General features: G+C 74.7%; 6 protein-coding genes and 1 pseudogene. 2 read left to right on the top strand and 5 right to left on the bottom strand.

The window, feature by feature from the left end; genetic code table 11:
• From TsocGM_RS17665 to TsocGM_RS17650, 5 genes and pseudogenes are all read right to left on the bottom strand, one after another.
• Nucleotides 1-6,844, bottom strand: a 6,844-nt coding sequence (locus TsocGM_RS17665; RefSeq protein ID WP_148114883.1) for a hypothetical protein, incomplete at its 3' end; no start/stop codon positions are given.
• Nucleotides 6,841-10,410, bottom strand: coding sequence for a hypothetical protein (locus TsocGM_RS17660; RefSeq protein WP_126726784.1), 3,570 nt, complete (start codon nucleotides 10,408-10,410; stop codon nucleotides 6,841-6,843). The genes TsocGM_RS17665 and TsocGM_RS17660, both read right to left, overlap by 4 nt.
• Before the next feature lie 214 nt (nucleotides 10,411-10,624).
• Nucleotides 10,625-11,422 carry an inositol monophosphatase family protein gene (locus tag TsocGM_RS17655; protein ID WP_126726783.1) on the bottom strand — a complete coding sequence of 266 codons (798 nt, stop codon included), beginning with the start codon at nucleotides 11,420-11,422 and terminating at the stop codon, nucleotides 10,625-10,627.
• A gap of 222 nt (nucleotides 11,423-11,644) precedes the next feature.
• Nucleotides 11,645-13,207 carry a hypothetical protein gene (locus TsocGM_RS28115; RefSeq protein WP_449342997.1) on the bottom strand — a complete coding sequence of 521 codons (1,563 nt, stop codon included), beginning with the start codon at nucleotides 13,205-13,207 and terminating at the stop codon, nucleotides 11,645-11,647.
• Nucleotides 13,208-13,958: 751 nt separating this feature from the next.
• Nucleotides 13,959-16,403, bottom strand: a pseudogene (locus TsocGM_RS17650) (prolyl oligopeptidase family serine peptidase); the annotation flags it as partial.
• A 214-nt stretch (nucleotides 16,404-16,617) separates the two neighbouring features.
• Here TsocGM_RS17650 and TsocGM_RS17645 point away from each other — a divergent pair.
• Nucleotides 16,618-18,075, top strand: coding sequence for a bifunctional glycosyltransferase/class I SAM-dependent methyltransferase (locus TsocGM_RS17645; protein WP_126726781.1), 1,458 nt, complete (start codon nucleotides 16,618-16,620; stop codon nucleotides 18,073-18,075).
• A 17-nt stretch (nucleotides 18,076-18,092) separates the two neighbouring features.
• The gene (locus TsocGM_RS17640) at nucleotides 18,093-20,312 is read left to right on the top strand and encodes a glycosyltransferase family 39 protein (RefSeq protein ID WP_148114882.1); all 2,220 of its coding nucleotides are present in this window, start codon (nucleotides 18,093-18,095) and stop codon (nucleotides 20,310-20,312) included.
• Nucleotides 20,313-20,425 lie beyond the last annotated feature (113 nt).

The following is a 20,425-nucleotide window of genomic DNA, read 5'->3' as shown; positions in this document are numbered from 1 at the left end:
GGGGGGGGCCGGGGGCGGGGGGGGGGGGGGCGGCGGTCGGGGAGAGCAGTCCCGGCCGGCCCGCGGCGTCGAGGGCGGCGTCGAGCGATTCCCGGACGGTGAGGATTCGGCGCAGGGGGCCGCGTTGGCGGACCACCTCGGCCGAGTCGGGCCGCATCAGGGCGGCCCAGTAGGCGGAGCGCTCGGCCTGGCGCTGGAGCGTGAGGAAGCGGGAGAGCTCCGCGGTCAAGGGGTCGGGCTCGATCGAGGCGCTGGCGCTGGCCCCGGCGTCCGGGTCCGGGTCGGGGGAGGAGAGCCGTTCCCGGATGCGGGCGGCGGCGTGCTCCAGGCGGTCGACGAGCGGGGCGGAGGCGGGCGCGAGCAGGATCGAGCCGCCGGAGGCGTCGAGCGTGTCCCCTTCGGCGCAGGAGACGGCAACGAGCATCGGGACGCCGTCCTGCGCCGGCTGGGGGATGGCGACTCGGCGGCCCGGCGAGGGGGCGCCGGTCCCTCGCCGGGCCGGGTCGATCCAGGAGAGCTCGACGCGACGGCTCGGCCCGTCGCCGAGGGGGATGAGCCAGCGGCCCTCGCCGTCGAGCCGGGGTTGCACGAGCCGGCCGTCGACGGCCGCCGCCGGGGAGACGGCCCCGGGGGGGGCCAGCAGCGTGAGGAAGGGGGCCAGGCCGGGGCGGAGCTCGAAGGCGGCGTGGCCGATCAGCGAGCCGTCGGGGCCGATGGCGCAGGAGGCCTCGCCCAGCGCGACGATGGCCTGGCCGGCATCGTCCTCGGCGGGGGGCGTCCCGGCCGGGGGGCGGACGACCAGCGACCAGCCTCCCTGGAGGACGCTGAAGACCGTCCGGCTGGTGCCGGCCGGCACGGGGAAGGCGGCGTCGAACTGGTCTCGGGTGGCCTCGGTGGCCGGTTCGAGGCCGGAGTAGTCCAGCAAGGGGGGGCGGCGATCCGGGGCGACCACGGCGATCGTGTGACTCGGGAAGGTCCCCCGGCCCCAGGGGACGAGGTCGGGGAAGGCCAGCGGCCGGTCGGGCTGCCGAGGGCGGACGGATCGGATCCGGAGGTCGACCGTCCCCCAGATCGGCCGTTCCGGGGTGATCTCGATGCGATCCCCCAGGTCCCGCGTCGCGATCGGGCCGAAGCCCTCCAGCTCGTATTCGGCCCCCTCGGCCCAGGCGTCGGGCACGTCCAGCTCAATGCGGTCGGCGGGCCCTCCCGTCACGGAGAACCGCACCAGCGCCTCCCAGCGGGCCGACCGGCGGCCGAGCGAGAGCTGGCTCCAGAGTTCGACCGTCACCGCCGGGAACGACTCGACGCGGAGCAGGCCGCCAGGGCGGTCGACGACGATCCGGCGGTACGGCCTCCGGTTGTTCGAGGAGGCGAGGCGGTCGATCGGCACGGGGGTGCCGTCCGGCCCGACGTAGGAGATCAGCGCCGTGTTCGGCGACGAGAGCAGCAGCGTTCCCGGGCGCTGCGCGGCGCCGGGCCAGTCGGGCCAGGGGAGGGGACGTTCCTCGACCAGGGGGCCGGGGTTCATGGGCCCGCAGGGCTGGGGGAGCCAGCCGACGACGGCGATCCCCCGGGAGGAGGAGGCCGGCCCGTCGAATCGGAGCCGGAGCCGGTCGGGGGAGGGCCGATCCCAGGCGGTCAGGCCGGGGGCGTCGACGTCGATCAGCTCCAGGTCGGCGGGCAGGACGAGCTCCGCCTCTCGGATCGTCCGGCCGTCGAGGTCGGCCAGCTCGGCGGAGAGCCGCCAGTCCCACCGGCCGGCGTCGAGGTCGAGCTGGAGGGAGGTCTCGACCTGCCGGCGAGCGGGGGTCGGCCCCATCGGCACGGCCGGTCTCGGGGCGCCCTCGAAGCGGGAGGCGCCGCTGGGGGCCAGCGCGGCCCCGGAGGGGAGCGGCCCCCAGTCCTGCTCGAATTCCTGCTCGCTGATGGCCGGGGCCCCCGGCTGGGAGCCGAGGCGGCCTCCCCAGGTCTCCGGCCGAAGCAGGGCGATCCGGCCCTCGAAGCGGGACACCCCGAGCGGTTCCAGCAAGGGGGGGCGTCTCGGGGAGGGCTCGTCGCCGGCGGAGGGGAGCGGCCCCTCTTGCGGGCGCCAGAGCTCCAGCTCGAGGGTGCCGCCGTCGGGCAGGGGGGGATCGATGCGGGCGGCCCAGCGGTCGCCGTCGCCAGCGACGACCCGGGAGCCCTCGACCAGGGCGCCGGCCGCCCTCACCGAGCGGACCGCCACGCCGGGCTCGATGGCGAACCAGAGTTCCCGGACCGGGGAGGGGGACCGGACGGTCAGCCGGGCGGCGAGGCGGTCGGCCGAGGGCAGGGCCTCCCAGAGCAGCAGCCCCTCGATTCGGGGGGCCGAGGCGGGCTCTCCCAGCGGCTCGCCGCGGTCCCAGCCGACCTCGATCCGGTTGACCGGGCCCAGCTCGGCCCGGGTGTGGCCGTCGGCGCCGGGGGAGGTCGCCCCACGGGCGGCCAGCACGACCGGGGGGCCGGAGCCGGGGAGCCCGGCCACGTCCAACCGGGCTCTCGCCACCGGGTTGATCGGCACGACCAGTCGGTCCCCCCCCGAGTCGGCCTCGGGCCGCACCCGCTGGCGAATGACCAGTTCGTGGGGGCCGGCCGGGCCGTCGATGGCGACGGTCGCCCGGTTCCCCTCCGGCCCGACCAGGACCGGCCGGGGGCGTCCGTCGAGAACCGCCTCCAGGCTGGTCGGTCGGCCGATCGGCAGCGACCAGGAGGCCGGCCCCCCTTCCTCGAACGCCAGCCAGAGGCGAGACTCCAGGAGCCAGCCGCCGTTCCCCTCGCTGTCGGGCCGCAGCACGTGCTCGGCCGAGACGGCGCCGATCCTCGGCCACTCGGGGGGGCTGGCGGGCCGATCGGCTCCCTCCTGCTGCTCCTCGGCGGCGGCGACGAGGCGGTCGAGGTCCTCCTGCCGGAGCCAGATGGAGGGATCGGGCTCCGACTCGCCCTCGGCCGGCTCGATCAGGAAGGCGAGGATGGGGGCTTCAGGCCGCTGGATCGGGATCGCCTCGGCCGTCCCCCTCGGCCCGATGGCCGCCAGGACGACCGCGGCGCCGACTCCGGCCCGGGAGCCGGTGCCGTGGGACCGGATGACGGTCGAGCCGGGGACGGCCTCCCCCCGATGGGCCGGGGGGGAGCGGCGGATCGAGGCGGCCGCCAGGGCGATCAGCGTCGCGTAGAAGGCGGTGGTCGCCGAGGCGGCCGCCCTCGGGCCTCCTCCGTGGGCCAGCGCCAGCGCCATCGCGGCCAGGGCGAGCAGCAGGACGATCCGGAGCGTCGCCCATCCCCGACCGGGGAGCCGGATCGCCCCTCCCAGGATCAGGACCAGCCCGAGCCCTCCCCCCAGGGCGGACCAGGGCCAGGGATCGATCGTCCGCAGGGCGGTCCCCCGGGTCGGCCAGCCGGGAGCGACGAATCGGAGGACCGTGCGGGCCTCCGATCGGGGGGTGTCGGCCACGTCCTCGGCATTCCGGGCCGCGCCCCGGGCCCGCCAGCGCTCGACCGTCAGGAACCGATCGGAGCGATCCGATCCCCAGGCGACCGCCTCGCGGAGCGCCCGGACCCAGGCCTCTCGGTTCGCTCCCGAGCCGAGGCCCCGGGGAGAGAAGCGGGGGGCCTCGGCCTCGGTGGTCACGAGCAAGACGGTGTCGATCGGCACGACCAGCAGCCCGATCGGCGCCAGGGCCCGCCGCGCCGAGGCGGTCGCGTTGGCCTTCGAGGCCGTCCCCGGGGCGGCCGAGTCCGGCCCGATCCCCTGGGCCTCCAGGGCGGCTCGGTCGACGACCATCGGCCACCGGCCGACGTCCCAGGCCGAGAGGACCCGACCGAGGGGGCGGCCCGAGGGGGGATTGGCGGCAGCCAGCTCGTCGAGCCTCGCCAGCATCGCCCGCTCCGACGCCCTCGGCTCGGCCAGCCGGCCGGCTCCCAGGCCGGGCAGCCAGCCGGCGCGATCGGGGCCGGGGTCGCCCGGCATCAACGCCGGGCCGGCCGCCGAAAGGGACCGGCCTCCCGGGACCGCCACCCGCCAAGAGAACGACAGGCACGGCAGAGAGAATCGGGGCCGTCCCGGCTCGATCTCGCCGGGCCTCGAGGGGCTTCGGGTTTCGTAATCGAGGGCGATCCGGCGCGGTCGGGCCGGGGCCGGAGCCGAGGGCGGGCCAGGTTCGACGGTCGGCGGCAGCGGGATGCGGATCGCCTCTCCCCGGGCGATCGGCGACAGCGGCCGCCCGCCCTCGGAAGCGGCCGCCAGCGAGGAGCCGGGGGGGAGCGCGACGTCGAGGGCCTCGGCGCCCGGGGCCGCGAGGTCGAGCGTCAGGCGATTGTGGGAGACGCCATCGCCTCCCGGCCAGGTCGCCAGGTCGGCCCGGAGGATGGCCCCCCCGACCTCCGGGGCGGGCAGCGCTTCGGTGCGGACGATCAGGCGGCCGGGGGGGCCGTCGTAGCGGAAGGAGGCCGCCAGTCGGGTCGGCCCGGCCTCGATCGCCTCCGGGGAGACGCTCCGGGAGGGGGGGGAGGCTTCGATCGCCTCCTGGAAGGAGAGGTCGCCCCGAGCCTCGCAGCGCAGGGCGGGGTCGACCCGAAGCGCCACCCTCCCGTGAGTCTCGAAGCGGCGGGGCAGCTCGATCATCGGCAGCGGCCCCTCGCCGTTCCAGGGCAGCTCCAGGCGCCCGAGCAGAACGACGGGCCCGACCAGGCCGGCGGGGAGTCGGATCTCGTCGGCGTCGCCGGCCGGCTCGACCGGCAGCGGCGGCGACTGCCGGTCGTCGGCGCCGGCGGCGGTCCAGGAGGGGACGGCCGACGGGGAGGACCCGGGGGTCAGGCGGTACGAGAGTGTTCCGGGGGCCGCCCCGGGGTCATCGAGCTGGATTTTCCAGTCGATCACGAGTCGGCCCCCGGCGATCGTCGCTTCCTGAGAGACGGAGGCCGAGGGCCGGGAGGGGGTCGATTCGAGCCTCACGGTGGCCCGGCCGTCGGGCTCGATCCAGCGCCAGGAGAGCAGCGGACGGGCGTCCCGGGCGGACGGACCGGTGCCCGAGGGGGGGGCGAGCCAGGCGAGCCCGACCGCCTCGACCGGGCGAGGCACGGTCCCCGGGCCGGCGAGAATCGACCAGCGCTCGTCGACCACCGGCTCGCCGACCGGCCGGACCCGGGGCAGATCCAGCTCGCCGGGCCGCTCGCGCTCGACGGAGGCCGACAGGAGCAGGATCGGCCGCCTCGCCCCGCCGGGGGCGTCCGGGGCCGGGGGCGCGGGCAACTGAACGTGGATCCGGCGGCGGCCGTCGGCCAGCGTTTCCAGCTCCCAGCGCGGCGGGCCCTGGCCATCGAGCAGCCGGACGGAATCGGGCAGCCAGCCGGGGGAGACGTCCAGGGTCCGGAGCGACGAGCCGTCTCCTGGCGCGAGGTATTCGACCTCGGCCTCCAGGGTGTCGGCGCCGTCCCGGAGCCGGACCGTCCCCCGGACGGAGGCCGGGCAGCGTTTTCCGGCCGGCGCCAGGACCAGCTCGGCCACCGGGCCCGGCCGGTCGGCGAAGAAGGCCAGGGCGGGGCCCGAGGCCCCGCCGAGGGGGGCGAGGTCGTCGGGGGCGAGGGGAGGGAGCCCGGCCTCGGCCGCCGCCTGGGAGAGGAGCTCCCTCGCCTCGGCGGGGATCTCGGCCAGGTCGAGCGGCCGGCCGGATCGCTCCCGGGCCTGGATCACCGCGGTCGAGCCCCCGGGGAGGACCAGCAGCGGCCCCCCGGTCCACTGGGCGTCGACCGGCTCGGGGAGGCAGACGGTCCAGGCCGAGGGGTCGGGGATCGTCGCGAGGCCGGAGAGGATCAGGCGGGTCGGGCCGCTCAGGCCGTCTCGCCAGCGGATCGTCAGCCGGGTGCCGTCCCCTTCGGGGCTCGCCTCGACCCCGGCCACCACGCCATCAGGGCCGGAAACCTCTTCCCAGGAGACGCCGGGGCCGAGCCGGACGGACAGCGGCCGGTGTCCCTCGGGGCCGGGGTCGATCTCCCAGCTGCAGAGCCATCGGGCGGCCCCGTCGGGGAGGTTGTCGAGCTCGACGAGCGACGGGCCGCCGACCCAGGGGCCCGAAGGGCGGTCGGGGTCCGGCCCGGCCCGGAGCCGGAGCACCACGGCCCCCCCGGGGCCGTCGAACCGCCACCGGCTCCGGCCGGGCTCCCCGGTCGGCTCGGGGCCCTCGCGGTAGCCGGGGGGGCCGGAGGGAGAGACCCCCTCGGGGAGATCCAGGACCAGCGCCGTCGCGGGCCCCTCGATTAGCTCCAAGTCGAAGATCCGGCCCTCGGCCTCGACCCGGGGGCGGAGCGCCCAGGACAGCCGGACCTCCCTCGGCTCGCCGTCGCCCCCGGCCCCGGGACCGATTCGGAGGAAGGCGCGGCCGTCCCCGTCGCGGTGCAAGACCGAGGCGCCCGAGGCCGAGGAAACCGAGTCGATCGCCGGGGACCACGGCCAGAGCGCTGCCCAGGACGGCCCGCCCCCCCCGTTGGGGAATCGCAGGGTGGTCGAGCCGACGAGCAGGCCGCCGTCGAGCCGGGCCTGGTGCTCGATCCGGAGCGGTTCGATCAGGCCGGGGCCGTCGACGGGCCGGGCCCGGGCGGCGCGGACCAGCTCCTCGAACCGATCCGGCTCGACCTCGACGAGGCCGGCCCGCCCGGGGAACCAGCCGTCGAGCGTCTCCTCCGGGACCCGGAGCCGGACGACCTCGGACGGCAGCCCTCCCCTCGCCGGACTGGTCGTCGGCGGGGCGAGCAGGGCGAGCAGGGCCAGCAGCGCGACCGCGATCGGTCGGATCGGCAGGGCCGGGCGGGGTGAGGTCGGCGGGGCGTTCACGATGCCTCCCGATCGGCGCGGGGGGCCGGGATGTCGAAGACCTCGTCGTGGCGGCCGAGGTCCGGGTCGGACGGGGGGGAAGAGGGAGGAGGGGGGGAGGGAGGCAGGGCCGGGGGAGAGATCGGCCCTCCGATCGGCTGGGGGCGGGGGCGGATGGCGGTCGAGTCGTCGGAGCCGACCAGGGGCGAGGAGCCCCCCGAGCCGCTGCCGCCGGAGGGGGAGTCGCCCAGGCCGGAGGCGGTCCCCAGGCCGCTCTGCTCGCCGAACCGGCCGGCGGGGCGGCGGCGATCGACGGCCCGTCGTGTCAGCACGGCGACGGCCACCAGCAGCCAGCCGACGCTTGACGATTGCAACGCCAGCGCCGCGGTGCTCCGGCCGACGAGCATCAGCAGGACCAGCAGGGCGGCGATGGCCGCCGGGAAGGCCCGACGCCCCCAGGGGCGTCGCACCAGGGCGAGCAGGCCGACCAGCAGCACGGCGCCGGAGCAGGCGCCGACGAGCGTCGCCCGGGAGGCGATGACCGGCCCCAGCGGCTCCGGGGCGCCCGGGCGGCCGAAGAGGTACCCGTGGTCGCCGACCCGGCCGGCGGTCAGGGGGGGGCCGATCTGGTCGACCGACGCCCCCGGGCCGGCGACCCAGGAGGCGAGGTCGGCCGGGTCCATGCCGGGCCGGCGCTTCCAGACGTAGCCTCCCCAGTACCAGAGGTTCTCGTCGGTGAAGCGGCCGGGCACGCCCACCAGGGCGCGGTTCCAGGGGATGCGGACCTCCCAGAGCGTCTCTAGCACCCGGCCTCCGCCGACCAGGGCCGGGGGCGTCCAGGCCGATCGGGCCGAGGAGCGGGGGACTCGGTAGCTCAGGCCCACCAGGACGGCTCGGGCGGCGTCGCTGGGCAGGTGGAGCAGGTAGGCGCCGGGGCGGTCGAGGGCGTCGACGTCGTCAGGGGGCAGGGGTTGGCCGTCGAGGTAGGCGCGGTCCAGTTCGGCGGCGGCCGGGAGCTGGAAGCCGAGGGTTGGGCTGTGGTCGTCGAACCGGAACCAGCAGGAGGTGCGGACGGCGCCGTCCGGTCCCTGCTCAGACCGGATCCAGAGGCGGGAGGCGAGCGTCTCGGGCAACGGGGCGGGGGTCGAGGCGGTCGCCGAGAAGCTCGGCAAGGCGTCGGGATCGGCCGAGGGGGGGCGGACCCAGACGTGCCGGATCGGCAGCGGAGGGCCGCCGTCGGGGTTGGTGACCCACTGGTTCTCGGCCGGGGGGCGCCAGCCTTCTCCCCGGGGATCGAGGGTGAGGCCGGGCTCGGCGGCGATCACCACCCGGGGAGGGGCCGCCGGGCTCGGGGAACGCACCTCGATCCGGGGGATCTCCAGCGTCGTGGCCTCCCCGGGCTCGAGCCGGTCGACGGCCGGCACGCGGAAGCTGATGCGGAGCTTCAGGGGAAAGCCGGCGGTCGGCTGGGCGAGCCTCAGGCGGCGGAGGGCGACGCCGTCGGGCCCGGGGGCGATCGGCTCCTCCTCGGCGACCACCCCCCGATCGACCAGCGACCAGCCGCGTTCCAGGCCGGGGGGGATGGCCAGGTCGATCCGGTCGAGCTCGCCATCACGGGCGTAGAGGGTCACGTCCTGCTGGACGTCCACCCCGTCCCGGCCGACCCGGACGAGCTGGTCGATGACCGAGGACGAGGACGGGGCCCTCGGCGACAGGCCGATCGGGACGGCCTGGGCCGGGGCCTCGGACCGAAGCCAGAGGGCGATCCGCGGGGCGTCGCCGGCCGGCCTCGACCACGGCCCCATCCCGGTCGAGGGGGGGGATGCGACGACGGTCGGGGCCGGAGACCCGCCGCCGGGCCCGGGGTCGGGGGAGTTGGCCTCGGCCTCGGCGGCGGGAGTGACCTCCAGATCGGGGGGGGCGGCGATGGCGAGCAGGCCGCCGTCGAAGGCGGCGCCGGTCGGCAGGAACAGCGGGATCGGCACCGGACCGGGCCGGTCGGGGTCGAGGAGGGCCCGGCCCGACAGCTCGATCCGGGTCGGGGTCGACTGGCCTTCCCGGAGCGGGGAGGCGAGGGTCAATTCGATCGTCGCCCGGCCTCCCGGGGTGTCTTCGCCGCCGGCCCGCTCGGCGTCGGGGTCGGGGTCGGGGTCGCCGTCGGTGTCGGGGTCGCCGGGGGGGCGGAGGTCCCAGGAGACGACGGAGCCGGGGGGGCCGACCCGATCGACCTCCAGCCCCTCGGGGACCTCGACGCGGGCCGAGAAGAGCTGGCCCCGGATCGATCGGTAGTCCAGCCAGGATTCGATCCGGGCCGCGGTCCCTCCCGGCTCCAGGGTCGCCAGCGATCGCTGGGCGACCCGGACCATCGGCGGCGTCGGCCCGACCCGGAGCGTCAGGTCGAAGGGCTGGTCGGCGAACCGGAAGGCGGAGACGATGGCCGGCCGGGTGCGGGCGATCTCCTCTCGGAGGTCCCGGGGGTCGATCCGGCGCAGGCCGACACTCGACCCGACGAGGATCCGGAGCCCGTCGGCTCGGGAGATCGACAGCGTGCCGCCCTGCTCGGCGAGCCCCGCGAAGCGGTGGCCGCCGAAGGAGACGGGGGCCAGGCCGTCCGGGTCGGCCGGCGCCCGGATCGGCCGCCGGGTGGTGATCGACAGGCGGGCGGAGTCCCCCTTGCGGAGCGTCCGGGGCAGGGGGATCCGCAGGCCGATGCCGTCCTCGGCCGGCTCGGGGGCGACGGGGCGGCCCTCGACCTCCACCTCCAGCAACTCGTCGGCCGGGTCGACCACCAGCTCGACCGCCGGGGCCTCGCCGCGGCGGACCTGGATCTCCCAGGTCGATTGGGCCGAGAGCTTGCCGTCGTCGACGTCCAGCGCGATGTGGCCGCCGCCAGTCAGCAGCGGGGGCAAGGGGGTGCCTTCGGCCCGGAGGGGGAGCCAGCGGACGTCCAGCTCGTCTCGGGCGCCAAGCTGGGCCTCGATCCGGGAGCGGCGGCCGTCGTCGATCGGCTCGACCGAGAGCAGCGAGCCATCCCCGAGCGTCGCCTCGGCGATCGGGCCGGGCAGGTCGAGCCGCAGTCGGGTATTCGGGTGCCGGGGGATGGAGAGGGACAGGACGCGGCGGTCGTCGACCGAACGGATCGGCGCGACCACGTCGACCCGAACGGTGCGCTGCTCCTCTTCCCCCGGGGAGCCGCCAGGGAGGATGACGAACCAGCCCTCCGGGGGGACCGCCTCCCAGCCGAGCGGGCGGCCGTCGGCGACCGCCTCTCGGGGATAGAGCCCGTCCAGGCCGATCGGGACCCGGTGGGGGCCCGGCCCCCGGGCGTACAGGCCCAGGGTCATCGACAGCCGGGCCAGGCCGCCCCCCTCGGGAACTTCCCCCGAGAGCTCGACCGAGGTCACTCCCGCCAATGCCGACCGGACCGCCTCCTCCGGCGTCTCCCCGCTCCGGACGACGATCTCCGTCACGCCCGTCGGCGCGGAGGGGGAGCCCCTCTCATCCTGGGCCGTTGCCGCGGCGGCCGGCAGCAGGAGCAGCGGCGTGATTGCGGCGCAAATCTTGACCAATTCAGAAGATCGGGCCACGCGAGGCGCCCTCGATGGGACCGGGACGGTCGGCCGGCCTCGCGACGATGGGGACGAGGCGGGCCGAGGCGGGCCGGCGGGGGATGCCGGCCCTCGATCGGGAGCGAGACGAGTCATCCGGGGCATTCTACCACCCCTGCCGCCTTTTCGTCACGGTCCCGCCCGGGGCGGATCCGCCGGAGGGGCCCCCGAGCCCCGGCGACGAGGAGGGCGCTCATCCCCGGCCCATCGTCTGCCGGGAGGCCCGGGCGGCCTCGTCGTGGACGGCGCCGTTGGTGGCGAGGATCTCGTGGCTGTAGAGGTCGTAGGCGCCCCCGTCGAGGGCCGTCACGAGGCCCCCGGCCTCCCGGACCAGGAGCACGCCGGCGGCCACGTCCCAGGGGTGGACGTGGGTGCCGAAGCAGGCGTCGCAGCCGCCGGAGGCGATCATCGCGAGGTTCCAGGCCGTCGATCCGGAGCGTCGGACGGAGTGGGTGCCGGTGGAGAAGCGTTCGAAGAGGGCGAGCTGGCGGGGGGCGTCGTCGCCGAACCGGGTGGGGAAGGCGGCGCCGATGAGGCAGTCGGCCAGTCGGCTGGCGGCGCTGACGCGAGCCGGGCGGCCATCGACCGTGGTCCCGCCGCCGAGGTGGGCCGACCACATGGTGTCGGTCAGCGGGGCGTAGATCGCTCCGGCGACGAGCGTGCCGAGGTGCTCCAGGCCGATGGAGACGGTCCAGATCGGGAAGCCGTGGGCGAAGTTCACCGTGCCGTCGAGCGGGTCGACGATCCAGCGGAAGGCCCGATCCGGGTCGGGCCGGACCCCCTCTTCCTCGGCGAGCAGGGTGTGATCGGGGAAGGCCGAGGCCAGTCGCTCGGCGATCCGGCGCTGACTGGCAAGGTCCGCCTCGGTGACCAGGTCGCTCGGCCCCTTCTCCCGGGCCGAGACGCGTCCGTAATGCTCCCGGAGGATCTCGCCGGCCTCCCGGGCGATCTCCTCGGCGGCCTTCCGGTATCGGGAATAGTCGTCGGGCAAGGGGACCTCCGGGGGAGGGGTGATCGGAGCGGGGGAGATGGCGGATCATGGTGCCGGCAGAGAACAGGCAAGACCGGGGGGCGGCGAGCGGGAGAGCGGAGGGGCGGGAGCCTCGAAGCCGCCGTCTCGCATCGTTCCCGTCCGATCCTGCCTGCCGCGACGGATCGCCGGCTCCCCCCTCCGGGGCGGGGGGAGGGGGGGCCTGATGGTAACGGCGAGGGCTCAGCGGCGTCGATCCCCGGCCTTGGGGGTCGGGGAGGATCGGCCTCGGGGGGAAGGGTCGCCGGAGGAGAGGAGGGAGCGCCAGGATTCGAGGGCGTCCTCGTCGGGGGAGTCGGGGTCGTAGCCCTGGGCGTCTCGTCCGGTGATCGTCATGAGGGTCTGGAGGGCGAGTTGCCGGACGCCGGGGTTGGGGGAGGAGAGGGCGCCGACCAGCTCGGCGAGGACCTCGGGAGATTGCTGGCGGTCTTCGGGATAGCCGGTGAGCAGGCGGTCCATCGGAGCGACGGCCTCGGCAGGGGCGACGCGATCGAGCAAGCGGTGCACCATCGCCGCCTCCTCGGGCCCCCGGGCCATCTGCCGGAGGAGGATCGTCATGGCCTCGGCCCGCAGCTCGGGGGCGTCGGGGGTGTTGAGCAGCTCGGCGACGAGCTCGAGATGGCCGGGGTCGATGCTGCCCATCGCCCCGAGCGCGGCGACCGAGAGACGGCGGATGGCCGGTTCCTCGTCCATCGTCCCTTCGAGCAGGACGAACGGAAGCGGCCCGGAGGAGTCGGAGAAGAAGCCGGAGAACGCCTCGATGTCGGCGAGTTCGGCCTCGGTCGGCTCGGGGTCGTCGATCCAAGCCGGCAGGGCCTCGGCCCCGGCGGAGGTGGCGAAGGAGCCGGCTTCGGGGTCGAAGGCGATGAGGGCAGGGCCCTCGAAGGTTTCGGAGGCGCCGCCGTCGACGGAGGCGGTCAAGGAGCCCTCGGAGAGAGCGATGGTCAGCCCCGGTCGGCCGGCGGGCTCTCCCGGGGCCCGGACCCCGGCGGCGGACAGGCCGATCGGCTGGCCCGGAGGGGGATCGAGGGTGAGGGTCCGGCCCGAGACGCCGACCTCGACCGCGCCGCCCTCGGCGGAGGGCCGCAGCAGCAGGTCGCCGTCGATCAGGTCGAACCGGGCCTCCCGGTCGGGGCCGGGCAGGTCGACCCGCAGGTCGGCCCGGCCGACCAGGGTCACGCCGACCGACCCCAGGTCCAGGATCGTCCGGGAGGGGGGGAGGTTGACGACGATCAGACCGGGCTGGAGCGTCGATTGCGCCTCCAGCCGCTCCCACTGCCAGTTCTCGCCGTCTCTGCTCGCCCGCAGCGCGATGCCGACGATCTGCTCGACCTGGGCCGCGGCCCCAGGGGGCAGGGGCTCGCCCTCGGGGGCCGGGACGGGGGGTGGAGGCCCGTCGCGGTCGCGGTCGAGGGCCGGGTCGGAGTCGACCGGGGCCTCGGTGTCGGGCTGCTCCTCCTCGGGCTCGAAGATCGGGGGAGCGGATCTGTGAAGGAGGCCGGGAGGCGTCTCACCTTCCGGAACCAGCTCGGCGTCGGCGTCGGCGTCGATCGCGGCGACCGCCGTGTCATCCGAGAGAACGTCGACCTTCGCGTACTTCAGGTTCAGCAGGCCGACCAGCGTCAGCACGGCGATCAGGAGGACGGCCAGGGCCGGGGGGCCGAAGCGCTCGACCAGCGAGGGCCGGACGGTTGGACGGGAGGCCCAGGGGGGCTCGGCCGCCGTGCCCGGCAGGGCGCCGGGCACGGCCCCCTCGGAGGTGAGCTGTCCGAGGCTCGGGGAGGATCGATCCTTGGTCCGGACGGTTTCCGGCCCCTTGAACAACCGGTACATGCGGTACCGGGCCTCGGGGGGGACCTTGGCCTTGTTCTTGATGAGGCTGAGAATCTGGTGGCAACTGGCGACTTCGGCCAGGTGGACGTCGGAGCTCAGGCAGAGCTTCTCGTACTCGGCGACCTTCTCCGCCTCGAGCTCGTTGTCGAGGTAGGCGGCCACCGTGTTCGGGTCGACCGCCTCGGGCCCGCTCGACGGCGGGACGGTCAGCCGACGCCGACGGCTGACCGTCCGGATCCGCTCGACCAGTTGCTGCGCGTAGGGAGTGGCGGCAACCTGGGTGCCGATCTCGCGGACCTCCTCCGGCGGGAGGGTGTCGTCGAGCCAGGCGAGAAGTGTGCGGAGCGTGAGGCGCATCGTTGGGTGCTCGCTCGGAGTTGCGGGGCCGGGTCCGGCCGGGGTTGAGGTCGGCCAGGACGGCCCTCTCTATGTTATCTGTGCCTCGGGCCGTCGGGATCCGTCGAGGAACGCCCAAAAATCGCGGATTCCGGGACCGGGACCGGGACCGAGGAGGGCGGAGATCCGGGCGATGGGGGGTCAGTCGCCCGAGTCGTCGCCGTCCGGGGGGGGGCTCGGCGTTGCGGTCGGGGGGCTCGACACCGAGCAGGTGGCGGACGAAGAAGTCGCGGCGGCGGCGATCGCCGTAGGGGCTGTCCCCGGCGCCGTGGCCGACGCCGGGGAAGACGACGAGGTCGAAGTCCTTGCCGGCCCGGATCAGGGCGTCGACGACCTGCATCGTCGAGGAGGGATCGACGTTGCGGTCCAGTTCGCCGACCGTCAGCAGCAGCTTGCCGCGGAGCCGGTGGGCGTTGGCCACGTTCGACGAGGCCTCGTAGTGCGGGCCGACGGGCCATCCCATCCATTGCTCGTTCCACCAGAGCTTGTCCATGCGGTTGTCGTGGCAGCCGCAGTCGGCGACGGCGACCTTGTAGAAGTCGGGGTGGAACAGCAGCGCCCCGAGCGCGTTCTGGCCGCCGGCCGAGCCGCCGTAGATACCGACCCGGGTCAGGTCCATGTACGGGCGGTCGGCCGCCGCGGCCTTGAGCCAGGCGATGCGGTCGGGGAAGCCGGCGTCGCCGAGGTTCCGCCAGCAGACGTCATGGAACGCCTTCGATCGCCAGTTGGTCCCCATGCCGTCGATCTGCACGAGCACGAACCCCAGCTCGGCGAGCACCTGGGGCCGGTGCAGGGGGGAGAACGCCTTGGGCACGAACGCCCCTTGCGGGCCGGCATAGATCTGCTCGATGACGGGATAGGAACGCGAGGGGTCGAAGTTCGATGGGCGGAAGATCACGCCGTGGATGTCCGTCTGGCCGTCTCGGCCCTTGGCGACGAACCGCTCGGGGATCTGCCAGCCGGTTTCGAGCAGGGCCGACCAGTCGGCGCGCTCCAGTTCGAGGATCAGGCGGCCGTCCTCGGCGGATCGCAGCTCGGTGATCGGGGGCAGGTCGACGCGGGAATAGGAGTCGATGAGATACGTCCTGTCCGGGGAGAACTCGACGGAGTGCGTGCCGTCCCCCTCGGTCAGGAGCACCAGGCCGGTGCCGTCGAAGTTCACTCGGGCGTGGTGGATGTGGTACGGGTCCTGGCCGGGATGGATGCCCATGGCCCGGAACCAGATCTGGCGGGCCTCCTCGTCCACGCGGTCGACGGCCCGGACGACCCACTCGCCCGAGGTCACCCGGTGCTTCAGGGCGCCGGAGCGGGCGTCGAAGAGGTACAGGTGGTTCCAGCCGTCTCGCTCGGAGGCCCAGAGGATCTCCTCGGTGTCCTCGAAGTAGCGGAAGACGGTCTTCTGGCTGTAGTCGATGAAGGTGTCGCTCCGCTCCTCGATCACCGGAACGGCGGCGCCGGTCTCGGCGTCGACGGCGATGACGCGAAGGACCTGGTGGCCGCGCTCGTTGTCGAGGTACAGGAACCGGGACGAGTCGGGGGCCCAGTGCAGGTCGCTGATCCGCCAGGGGTTTGGGGAGAGGCGCTCGTCGACGGGGATGCGCTCGAGGCGACCGACATGGAAGAGATGGGGCCGGGAGACGTCGACCCGGTCGCCGGGCTTGAGGTAGTCGTACGAGTGGAGCTTCGGCTGAAGCTGGTCGCGGGGGGAGGACTCGATGAGGTAGACCTTGCGGTCGTCTCCCCTGGCCCGGCGAAGGACGACGAACTTCCTCGAATCGGGCGACCAGGAGACGCGGGGCTGGTAGCCGTCGGCCTCGGTGCCGTCGTCGGAGAGGAGAAATTGCTCCCCGGTCTGGCGGTCGACCAGGGAGACATTGTGGTCGCGGACGACCGCCTCCCAGCGGCCGTCCGGCGAGGGCTCGCCGCGATCCGGGCCCGGCCGGACTCGGTCGGGCCGCTCGAAGGGAGGGGGGGGCTGATCGGCGGAGATCTCGAAGCGGGAGGGGCGGTCCTCGGCCTCGAAGCGGTCGAGCTCCCGGCCGTCCCGGTCCTCGACCGACCAGACGTGGCCGCCGAAGGTGTGCTGGCGGCGCTCCTGGCCGGGGGGGATGGTGCCGTAGGGCCGGGGGCGGCCCCCGGGGTCGTACCAGATCAGCGAGACGGGGCCGTCGGTCCGGTTCACGACGACGATCTCCGTCTCCTCCCCTGTTCTCCGGCTGGCCCGGGGGACGAAGGAACGTCGGCGGGAGGCCGGGGGAAGGGGGCGGTCGTCGGCGAGGAGCTCCCCCGTCTCGGGGTCGAGCCGCCACGATCGGTCGAGGGCTCGGAAGCGGAAAGAGGTGCCGTCATCGTCCCAGTCGAGGCGGTCGATGGGCAGGCGGGCGGGGTCGATGTCGATACCCGTCTCCTCAGCGAGCGACCCGGCCAGCCGGGCGTGGTCGAAGGCCGGTCGGCGATCCCCGTCCTTGGCCGAGACGAGGACGAACTCGAGGGTCCCGCCAGGGAGGTCGTTGCGATACCAGAACCGGGAGCCGTCGGGCGACCAGTCGGCTCGGACTCGGTCCCGGAAGACGGTGCCTCGGGTCCGCTCGCGGAGGGTGTCGGCCCGGCGGTAGTCGGCCGGGGTCCCCTGGGCGGGGGATCGGCCGGTCGGGATCGAGAGCGCGATCGCCGTGGCGAGGATCAGGAGGGTCGGACGGGGCCTCAACGTCATCGCTCCTGCTCGGGGTTCGGGGTTCGGGGTTCGGGGTTCGGGGTTCGGATTCGAGCCACCGTCGCGATTCTGGCCGCTTCTCGTCGAGACTTCGAGGGCTCGGCCTCTTGGGAGGGCTCGCCCGGGGCGGAGCGCCCTGGAGCCTTCGGGCCGCGATCCGGTATCGTGTCGGGGGCGTCCTTCCCCACGACGCGGCGAGACGCGAAGCGAACGCATGTCCGAGCCCAGCCCCGACGCGGCGACGAGCCGGCCGCTGTTGAGCCTGATCACCCCGGTCTACAACGAGCGTCGCACGCTGCGGACGATCATCCGGCGCGTCCTGGAGGCGCCGCTGCCGGCCCCCTTCGAGCTGATCGCCATCGACGACGGCTCGACCGACGGCTCGGGGGAGGTGCTTCGCGAGCTGGCCGAGGCGGATCCGCGCATTCGAGTCTTCCGGCACGATCGCAACCGGGGCAAGGGGGCGGCGATCCGGACGGCGCTGCCCCACCTGCGCGGCGAGATCGCCGTGATCCAGGACGCCGACCTCGAATACGACCCCGACGACCTGCCCCGGCTGGTCCGGCCGATCCTCGACGGCCGGGCCGACGCCGTCTTCGGGAGCCGGTTCCTGAGCGGCGAGTATCGCCGGGTGCTCTACTTCTGGCACAGCCTGGGGAACGCCCTGCTCACCGGGCTGACCAACGTGCTCTGCGACCTGAACCTCACCGACATGGAAACCGGCTACAAGGCCGTCCGAGCCGACCTGCTGCGGCAGACTCCCCTGCGCAGCCGCAAGTTCGGCGTCGAGCCGGAGCTGACGGTGCGGCTGTCGCAGTGGGGCATCCGGCTGTACGAGGTGCCGATCAGCTACGCCGGGAGGACGTATCTGGAGGGGAAGAAGGTCCGCTGGGCCGACGGCCTGCGGGCGATCGGCGTCTTGCTGCGCTGCCGGTTCCTCGACCGGAGATTCACGACGCATGACGGGTACGCGGTGCTCGTCGCCATGAGGAAGGCGAGGGGGCTCAACCGCTGGCTGTTCCGGCAGATCGAGCCGTGGGTGGGAAATCGGGTGCTGGAGGCCGGCTGCGGGATCGGGAACCTGACGGAGCTGCTGCTGGAGCGGCAGCGGCTGGTCGCCACCGACAACGAGGCGTTCTACGTCGAGATGATCTCCCGGCGGTTCGGGCACCTGGAGAACGTCGAGACGGTCGAGATGGACCTGGCCCGGGAGTCCGACTACGATCGGCTCTCCGGGGAGCGGCTGGATACGATCGTCTGCCTGAACGTGCTGGAGCACATCGCGCCGGACGAGGAGGTGCTCCGCCTGTTCTTCCGCTCGCTGGAGCCGGGGGGGCACGCGATCATCCTGGTGCCGCAGCACCCGTGGCTCTACTCGCCGACCGACCGGGCGCTGGGGCACGAGCGGCGCTACTCGGCCGATGAGTTGCGGCGGAAGCTGGAGGAGGCCGGCTTCGAGGTGGTGCATCAGCAGGGGTTCAACCGGCTGGGCACGGTCGGCTGGTACGTCAGCGGCAAGATCTTCGGGAAGGACCGGCTGTCTCCCGGGCAGATGCGGCTGTTCGACCTGCTCCTGCCGGTGGCGAAGCTGGTCGAGCGTCTCCCTGGCTGGCCGGCGCTGTCGACGATCGCCGTGGGGAGAAAGCCGGAGGGGGGATCGGGCTCGGGATGACGGAGGCCGGCGTGGGCGTGCTTTGGACGATCCTGCTGAACGGGCCGCTGCTGCTCGGCGGGTACTGGGCGGCCCGGGACGGGTTCGGCCAGCCCCGGGGGGCGGCCCGGTGGCTGGCGGCGGCGGTGATCTCCTGGGCGTGGGTGACGCTCGGCATGCAGACGCTCGGGGCGGTCGGCCTGATGACTCGGGGGCCGTTGCTGGGCTGGTCGCTGCTCGGGGCCGGGCTCGGGTGGGCGACCGGGCGGATCCGCCGGGAGCCGTCGGGCGAGGCGTTCCCGAGCGGCGACCCCCGCTGGCAGGCCGAGGCGACGGTCGGCCTGGGGCTGACGCTCTGGGTGTCGGCGCTGATGGGGATGCGGTCGTTGCTGCTGCCGGTGAAGGTGGTCAGCGACGGGCCGATCTACCACCTCTGGTTCGCGGCCCGGTGGTGGAAGGCCGGGGCGCTGGAGCTGGTGGCGGCGCCCTTCGGCGACAACGTGGTGACCTACTTCCCGGCCAACGGCGACCTGTGGCTCTCCTGGCTGATGATCGGCTGGGGGGGGGACTTGCTCGCCAAGGCCGGCCAGGCGCCCTTCCACGCGATGACCTGGCTGGCGTCGTATGCGATGGCCCGGCAGGTGGGGGCGGGAAGGTCGGCGGCGGTGATCGCGAGCGGGTGGATGGTGACGGCCTCGCCGTTCCTGGTCTTCGGCTTCGAGGCGAACGTCGACACGATTCTCCAGGCCGGCTACCTCGCCGCCGCCTTTTTCTTCCTGCGCTACGCGATGCGAGACGGAGGCGGGGAGGCGATCGCGCTGGGGGCGCTGGCGGCCGGGTGCTGCTGGGGATGCAAGCCGACGGGGCTGGTGCTGGTGCCCCCGATCCTCGCGGCGGTCGGCCTGGCGGTGCTGCTGCGGCCGATCGGCCCGAGGGCGAAGCTGGGGCACCTGGCGATGCTGGCGGCCTTGCCCATGCTGACGGCCGGCTTCTGGTACGTCCGCAACCTGTGGCTGAGCGGCAATCCGCTGTACCCGGTCCAGGTCGAGCTGTTCGGCCGGACGGTCCTGACCGGCTGGTACGCCCCCGAGGTGATGAAGGGGAGCCGCTATTACATTGACCCCGCCAACTGGCGAGCCGGGGTCGACATCCTGCTCCAGGTGCTCGACCCGAGGATGACGCCGCTGTGGTTCGGCGCGCTGGCGGGGCTCTGGGCCCTCGGTCGGGGGCGGGACGGCGGCCGGGGACGGTGGGCGTGGGCAGCGGCGGCGCTGGCGGTGCTGGACGCGGCGATCTACTGGGGGGTCATCCCGTACCGGACGCAGCAGCGGTTCCTCTTCCCGGCGGTCGGGCTGATGGCGGTGCCCCTGGCCCTGCTGCTGGACCGGGCGAGGGGGCTGCGGATCCTCGGGGTGGCGCTGCTGGCGGTGCACCTGCTGACTCCCCAGGCCTGGCCCTGGGCCGGCGCCGGGGAGGAGGAGGCGGTGCCCTGGGACCTCTCGCCGCTGATCCCGAACACCATGGCGGGGACGCTGCCCCTGGTCGCTCCCGGGGGGGCCTGGCGGGCGTCGGCGTCGGCGGCGCTGGACGCGGGGAGGACGGCCGAGCTGGCCGGCCTGGTCCTCGCCGTGGCCGGCCCGCCGGCGGTGGGGGCGGCGGCGATGCTCGCCGCCTGGGCCATGGGGAGGGCGATTCGCTGTTCCGGCGCGGCGGGGCCGAGGCTGGCGGCCGGCGGGGGGATCGCCGGCGTGCTCGTCGCGGCGGGGCTCGTGGCCTACCCGTGGGGCTACCCGGAGCCGCTGCGCTTCTTCCCGGCCTACCCGGACTACTACCGGGGATGGGTCGCCCTCGACCGCCTGGCCGGTCCCGAGGGGGCCCGGATCGCCTACTCGGGCACGAACTTGCCGTACTACCTGCTGGGACCGGGGATGAGAAACACGGTCCGGTACGTGAACATCAACGCGCATCCCGGCTGGTTGCTGCACGACTACCACCGCCAGGCCGTCCGCCGAGGCCAGCCCAACTGGCCCGGCGACATGCCCGGGTGGGACCGCGAGGAGCAGGACCCGGACGCCTGGCTGGCCAACCTGCGCGCCGAGGGGATCGAGCTGCTCGTCGTCGCCCGGCACAACCCGGGGGAGCCCTGGCCGGTCGAGCGCCGGTGGGCCGACGAGCGTCCCGGGATCTTCCGGCTCTCCTACGGCGGGGCGCCCGAGGACCCCCTGTTCCGGGTCTACCGTGTCGGCCCCTCGCCGTGAGGGCGGCCCGACTGCCGTGCCGGTGCCGGCAGCGTTGACGTTTGCCGGGCTGGGAGATAGGCTGATGGGCGAGGATGGTGATCGGCTGTTGGTCCCCTCGCCCCTCTTCGACC

It is taken from the genome of Tautonia sociabilis (assembly GCF_003977685.1).
Taxonomy (GTDB): domain Bacteria; phylum Planctomycetota; class Planctomycetia; order Isosphaerales; family Isosphaeraceae; genus Tautonia; species Tautonia sociabilis.
This window is presented reverse-complemented; position numbering and strand designations above follow the sequence as displayed.